Below are 6,480 nucleotides of genomic sequence, written 5' to 3'. Positions count from 1 at the left end.
CTTTTTTTGGGTGGGTGGTGTGTTTTGGGTCGGGCGGGGGGGGGGGGGCTTTTCGGGGGGGGGCTTCCTCTCTGGCCCCCGCCCCGGTCGCCGTTTGCCGGGGGCTAGGGCAGGGCCAACGCGCGCTTCAGGAAGTCGACTTGGAGCAGGAGCAAGTTCTCCGCCACCTGTTCCTGGGGGGTCATGTGCGTCACCCCGGAGAGCGGGAGCACCTCGTGGGGGCGGCCCGCGGCCAGCAGGGCGGAGGAGAGGCGCAGGGCGTGCGCCACCACCACGTTGTCGTCCGCGAGGCCGTGCACGATCATCAGCGGGCGGTGCGGGTTCTCCGGAGCCACCAAACCCTCCTCGGTGACGAGGGAGTTGAGGGCGTACGCGGCCGGATCCGCCCCGGGGTCGCCCAGGTACCGCTCCGTGTAGTGCGTGTCGTAGAGGCGCCAGTCCGTCACCGGCGCTCCCGCAACCCCCGCGTGGAAGACGTCGGGGCGGCGAAGGACCGCGAGCCCGGCGAGGTAACCGCCGTAGGACCAGCCCCGGATGGCGACCCGGTCCAGGTCCAGGGGGAAGGAAGAAGCCAGGCCCTGGAGCGCGTCCACCTGGTCGTCCAGGGTGAGCGTGAAGTCCTTGCGGACCGCCTTCTCCCACGCGGGGGAGCGCCCCGGAGTGCCCCGGCCGTCCGCGACGATCACGGCGAAGCCCTGGTCGGCGAACCACTGCGACGTGAGGTACGGATTGTGCGCCGCGACCACCCGCTGGCCGTGCGGCCCGCCGTACGGATCGAGCAGGACCGGAAGCGGACCCGATCCCTCCTGGTAATCCGTGGGGAGCAGGACGGCGCACGGGATCTTGCGTGTGCCCCCCTCGGTGAGCGTCACGCGCGGCGTGAGCCCCGGGCGCTGGGCGTGTGAGGCGACGGTCGCCGCCTGCTTGCCGTCGCGCAGTACCTGGACGCGAGTGCCCGGCTGGTCCAGGGTGGCCGAAACGAGGACCGTGAGGCCTCCCGAGCGCACCGCCGAGTGGACCCCGGCCTCCTGCGAGACGCGCTCGACGCCCAGTTCATTGACGCGGTAGACGTGCACCTCGCCGGTCTCGGGCGATGCGGCCGCGCTGCCCGCCGACGCCGAGATCAGTACGTCGTCGTCCGCCACGTCCAGGACCGCGCGGACATGCAACTGCGGCCCCGTCAGCGGCCGTTCACCCACCGCGAGGACCCGCGCGCCGCCCTCGTCGACGATCCGCACCAGCTTGCCGCTCGGCGACCAGGACGGCGCACCGGGGAAGAGTTCCAGCCATTCCGGATCCTCCTCCGCGTGCACCATCCGCGTCGAGCCGTCGTCCGGGTTCACCGCCAGGTACAGCTGGCTGAGCTGGTCCCTCGACTGGACGAGGAGCAGCGGTGCGCCCGCCGACGACCAGTGCACACGGGCCAGATACGGGTACCGGGCGCGGTCCCACGTCACCTCGGTGCGCGCGCCGTCCAGCGTCACGACGAAGAGGCGTACGTCCGCGTTCGCCGTGCCCGCCGCCGGGTACGCGACCTTCGTCGGCTCGCTCTCCGGGTGCGCGGGATCGGCGATCCACCAGCGCCGCACGGCGGCGTCGTCGGCGCGCGCGACGAGCAGCCGGTCCGATCCTGGCGACCACCAGAAGCCCCGCGAGCGGCTCATCTCCTCGGCCGCGATGAACTCCGCAAGGCCGTACGTGACGGTCCCTTCGCCCTCGCCCTCGGGCTCCGCGAGCGCCCGGTCGCCCTCGCCGTCGGCGCCCGTCACCCGCAGGGCGCCCCCGGCGACGTACGCGATGTGGCGGCCGTCGGGGGAGGGGCGGGGGTCGATCACCGGGGCCGGGGTGCGCAGTTCGCGTGCCGTGCCCGCGCGCAGCTCCGCGGCGAAGAGCCGGCCGGAGAGCGCGAAGGCGGCGAGCTCCACCGCCGCGTCCGTCGCATAGCCCACGATGCCCGCGCCGCCCTCACGGCTGCGCTCGCGCCGGGCCCGCTCCGCGGCGGAGAGCCGCTCGGCGGCGCCGTTCAACAGCGCCTGGGGATCGGCCGCGACGCGTTCGACGGCGCCGTCCGCCAGGTCCAGGACCCAGAGTTGATTCGCCCGGTCGGTGCCGGACGAAGAGCGCAGGAAGGCGACACGGGACCCGTCGGGCGCCACCGTGAACGCGCGGGGCGCACCGAGCGTGAAGCGCTGTGTGCGGGCGTGCTGACGCGGGAAGGAGAGCCGCTGCGCGGGACTCTCGGCGGGCCCGGCGGATCCATGGGTCTCGATGGTCATCCTCCGAGCCTATGGGGCATGCGCCCCCTTGTGCTGCCGTGCTCCGAGTCATGCGGACCCACGGATAGTTATGATCCGTAGCGCTTAGTGGGTATGAACCTGCTGGCGTCCGCACTGGTGCAGGGTCTTGGACTTGGAGGTGAGCCGCCGTGGCACTCTCGATTTCGGCGGTGGTGCTGCTGGCGATCATTGTCTTCTTGCTGGTCAAGAAGTCAGGACTGAAGGCGGGGCACGCTGTCGTCTGTACGCTGCTCGGCTTCTACCTGGCGAGTTCGTCCGTCGCCCCGACCATCAACGAGCTGACGACGAACGTGGCGGGGATGATCGGCGACATCAAGTTCTGACCTGCCGTCGGGGTGCTCGTAGGGTGGTCCCATGACGGAACTGCCCGCCCGGCGTCTGCTGCTCGTGCACGCGCACCCCGACGACGAGTCGATCAACAACGGCGCGACCATGGCCAAGTACGCGGCCGAAGGCGCCCATGTCACGTTGGTGACCTGCACGCTCGGCGAGGAGGGCGAGGTCATCCCGCCGGAGCTCGCCCACCTGGCGCCCGACCGCGAGGACAGCCTCGGCGCGCAGCGCATCGGGGAACTGGCCGCCGCGATGAAGGAAGTGGGCGTCACCGACCACCGTTTCCTCGGCGGCACCGGGCGCTACCGCGACTCCGGGATGATGGGCGTCGAGCAGAACCACCGCCCCGGCGCCTTCTGGTCCGCCGATCTCGACGCGGCCGCCGCGCACCTCGTCGAGGTGATCCGCGAGGTGCGTCCGCAGGTGCTTGTGACGTACGACCCGGACGGGGGGTACGGCCACCCCGACCACATCCAGGCGCACCGCGTCGCGATGCGCGCGGCCGGCCTCGCGGCCGAGTCCGCCTTCCGCTCGGATCTCGGCGAACCGCACACCATCGGCAAGATCTACTGGAACCGTGCGCCCCGCTCGGTCGTCGAAGAGCGGTTCCGGTGGATGGCGGACGCCCTGCGGCACTCGCCGTTCACGAACGCCGCCGCGGTCGCCGACGTGCCGGGTGTGACGGACGACGAGCGGATCACGACGGAGATCGACGGGACCGCGTTCCGGCAGGCGAAGGCGGCGGCGATGCGCGCGCACGCCACCCAGATCGAGGTGCAGGGGCCGCTGTTCGTCCTCTCGAACGGGCTCGCGCAGCCGATCTTCGACGTGGAGTACTACGAGTTGGTGCGAGGAGAGGCCGGTGCTGTGGACGGTGAGCGCGAGAACGATCTGTTCGCGGGGCTCGAAGCTGCTGGGCTCGAGGCCGCTGGGCTCGAGGCCGCTGGGCACGAAGACGAGGGGCACGAAGGGGTGACGGCGCTGTGAGTACCCGTTCGCGCGCTTCGTCCGCCGGTGGCCCGAAGGGTTCCGGTTCGTCCGCTTCTACCGTTGCCCCGGCGGGCGGCAGCGGCCTCGCCCAGCCGGTCAACTCCGGGCGGATCGCGGCCTATGTCCTGTTGTTCGTGCTCGGCGCGGTGATCGGCGCCGCAGGGGCACTCGTCCAAGGGGGCTGGATCCCGGGCGGGTTGCTGCTCGCGCTGCTCGGAGCCGCGGGGCTGTTCTACGGAGGGTCGCGCGCGACCGGCACCAGAGCCGGGGCGGTGGCGCCCGCGGCGGGCTGGCTCGTCGCCGTCATGCTGCTCACGGCCAGCCGCCCCGAAGGCGACTTCCTCTTCGGCGCGGGAGTCGGCTCGTACGCCTTCCTGCTCGGCGGTATGGCGGTCGCTGTGATGTGTGCCACCCTCGGCCGGCGGCCGCAACCAGGCGGGCCCGCCGCCCGACTTGGCAAGTGACGTACCACTTCAGCCCGTGCCCCGTACGGGATTGACGGCGGTCACAGGATGACTGCCGACGGCGGCCAGTATGGTGGTGCGCGCCGCCGAGCCGCCCGCGTTAGGACGAGACGGGCGGCGGAGCCAACCGGGAGAACCTGCCTTGAGTCGTGAAACTGACAGTTCGTCCTCCGGGCCCCAGGGGCGCGGTGGAGCCGCTTACCCCTCGGGGACGCCGCCGTACGGCTCCCCCGCGTCGGACGGCGCCGTGGACGGTGCGCAGCGGCAGGCCGCCGACGAGCGGCCCGACGAACCCAAGACCGAGACCACGCTGACCACGCGCATCCGGATCAACATCCCCGGCTCGCGCCCCATCCCGCCGGTCGTCATGCGTACGCCCGTCGGCGACGGCGACGCGGCTCCCGGGCGCCCGGAGGACGCGCGCAGCGCGACGGACGGCCTCGCCGCCGGAAACGGCGCGGGCGCCTCCGCCGCTGCTTCCGTGCCCGCTCCGGGCGGCCCCGTAGGCGGGCAGGGCGCCGGGGGCTCCGCGCCCGCCGCGGGTGGATCCGCCGCCGCGCAGCCGGAGGAGAAGACGAGCGACTGGTTCGCGCCGCGCAAGAGCAGCAGCGCGACGAGCGGTGGCGCGGGCGGCAGCGCGAGCGGCGGCGCGAGCGGCGGCGCGGGCCCGAGTGGCCCGGGTGCCGGCTCCCCCGGCAGCGGATCCGGAGGCAACAACGGCTCCGCGCCCGCCGGTTCGGGCGGCAACGGCTCCGGTACGGGAGCCTTCGACGTGTCCGGCGCCGTGGCGTCAGGCCCCCTCGGCACGGGCGCCCCGCAGAACGGCGACCGGCAGCGCGGGGATCTGCCGTACTTCACCGGAGGCACCGCGGGCGACGGCGGGCGCGGGCCCGCGGGACCGACGAGCGGCCCGGTGACCGGCGAAGGGCCGCTGACGCCCCCCGCACGCCCGACGCCCCCGTCGAACCCGGCGGCTCGCCCCGACCCGGCGGCCCCCGGCGCCCGTCCGGGCGCGGGCACGGGCACCGGCATGAGCGACGACACCGCCATCCTCACGCCCCAGAAGGCGGGCCCCGTCACGGGCCCCGGCGGCGCCCCGCGTCCCCCCGCCGGTGGCCAGGGCGGCCCCGTCTCCATCCCGGGCGGCCCCACCGCGCCCGCGCCCGGAGCCAATGTCTCGGGCGACACGCTCACCAGTGGCATCCCCGTCGTACCGCCGGCCCAGAACTCGCCGTTCGCCACGGGCCCGCACCCCGAAGCACCCGTGCCGCACACGCCGCCGAAGCTCCCCGAGCCGGTGCAGCCGAACGTGCCGGCCGCGGCTCCCGCCCCCAAGAAGAAGGGGCGCAACAAGCTCGTCCTGGTGGGCGGCGCCGTGTTCGTCGTGGCCTGCGGGGCGTACGGCGCCGGACTGCTGATGAACCACGCCGACGTGCCGAAGGGCACCACCGTGCTCGGCGTCGACATCGGCGGCGGCACCCGCGACGAGGCCGTCAAGAAGCTCGACGCGGCGATCGGCGAGCGTGTCACCAAGTCCCTGAAGCTGTCGGTCGGCGGCGAAGAGGTCACGCTGGAGCCGGAGCAGTCGGGCCTGACGGTGGACAGCCAGGCAACGGTCCGCAACGCCGCGGGCAGCGACTACAACCCCGTGTCGGTGATCGGCTCGCTCTTCGGCGGCGAGCGTGTCGCCGAGGCCGAGATGCCCGTCGACGAGGAGAAGCTGGCGGCCGCCCTGGAGCGCGCCGCGGGCGCGTCCGGCTCGGCCAAGGAGGGCTCGGTCAAGTTCGTGCCCGGCAAGGCCGTCCCGGTGTACGGCAAGGAGGGCAAGGGCATCGACGTCGACGCCGCGACCACCGCGGTGTCCGAGGCGTACAAGAAGCAGGTCGAGACCGGCAGCGCCGGCACCGTCGAGCTGCCCGTCACCACGCGCAAGCCGACGGTCTCGAACGCCGAGGTCGACAAGTTCATGACCCGGTTCGCCGAGCCCGCGATGTCCGCCAACGTCACGATCAAGGCGGGCACGAAGTCGATCCCGTTCGGTCCGGCGAAGTCGCTCCCGAAGGTCCTTCAGACGCAGGTCCTCAAGAACGGCACGCTGCAGCCGCACTACGACCTCGTCGAGCTCAAGAAGCTCTACGGCAACGTTTTCGACGGCGTACTGATCCAGCGCGGCAACGGCGACAAGACGCCGGTCCAGCCGACGGACGTGGCCAACGCGATGAACAAGGCGCTGACCGGCAAGACGCCTGCCGAGCGGATCGGTGTGATCGAGACGAACGCCGGCTGAGCGTTTCGCGGTAATGGTGCGTGGGGAACTGCGGGCCGGCTGTGGCTGGTCGCGCAGTTCCCCCCCCCCCCTAAGGGGCGCAAGAACTCACACCTACCCCCCCCCCCAC

The 6,480-nt window shown here is 72.9% G+C and carries 5 protein-coding genes; 4 read left to right on the top strand and 1 reads right to left on the bottom strand.

Annotated features, from left to right (window positions below; translation table 11 throughout):
- Positions 1 to 104: 104 nt before the first annotated feature.
- The gene (locus ACFWY6_RS43270) at positions 105 to 2,276 is read right to left on the bottom strand and encodes a prolyl oligopeptidase family serine peptidase (protein WP_384702758.1); all 2,172 of its coding nucleotides are present in this window, start codon (positions 2,274 to 2,276) and stop codon (positions 105 to 107) included.
- 149 nt (positions 2,277 to 2,425) lie between these two features.
- Between ACFWY6_RS43270 and ACFWY6_RS43265 the strand changes: the two genes are divergently transcribed.
- The 4 genes from ACFWY6_RS43265 (at position 2,426) to ACFWY6_RS43250 (ending at position 6,371) form a co-directional block, all read left to right on the top strand.
- Entirely contained in the window at positions 2,426 to 2,620 is a 195-nt protein-coding gene (locus tag ACFWY6_RS43265) for a hypothetical protein (RefSeq protein WP_055569071.1), read from the top strand.
- 31 nt (positions 2,621 to 2,651) lie between these two features.
- Positions 2,652 to 3,617 (top strand): N-acetyl-1-D-myo-inositol-2-amino-2-deoxy-alpha-D-glucopyranoside deacetylase, encoded by a 966-nt coding sequence (gene mshB / locus ACFWY6_RS43260; protein WP_384702755.1) that lies wholly within the window; start codon positions 2,652 to 2,654, stop codon positions 3,615 to 3,617.
- Positions 3,618 to 3,730: 113 nt separating this feature from the next.
- The gene (locus tag ACFWY6_RS43255; protein ID WP_384702762.1) at positions 3,731 to 4,084 is read left to right on the top strand and encodes a DUF6113 family protein; all 354 of its coding nucleotides are present in this window, start codon (positions 3,731 to 3,733) and stop codon (positions 4,082 to 4,084) included.
- Between the two features lie 142 nt (positions 4,085 to 4,226).
- Entirely contained in the window at positions 4,227 to 6,371 is a 2,145-nt protein-coding gene (locus ACFWY6_RS43250) for a hypothetical protein (RefSeq protein ID WP_384702752.1), read from the top strand.
- Positions 6,372 to 6,480 lie beyond the last annotated feature (109 nt).

It is taken from the genome of Streptomyces sp. NPDC059037, assembly GCF_042740015.1.
Lineage (GTDB): Bacteria > Actinomycetota > Actinomycetes > Streptomycetales > Streptomycetaceae > Streptomyces.
Note: the sequence above shows the minus strand (reverse complement) of the source record. Positions and strands in the feature narration are given on the sequence as shown.

What these genes read in the sequence shown, in the direction of transcription:
- ACFWY6_RS43270 (WP_384702758.1), bottom strand. Translation starts at nt 2,276, where the DNA reads ATGACCATCGAGACCCATGGATCCGCCGGGCCCGCCGAGAGTCCCGCG.
- mshB (WP_384702755.1), top strand. Translation starts at nt 2,652, where the DNA reads ATGACGGAACTGCCCGCCCGGCGTCTGCTGCTCGTGCACGCGCACCCC.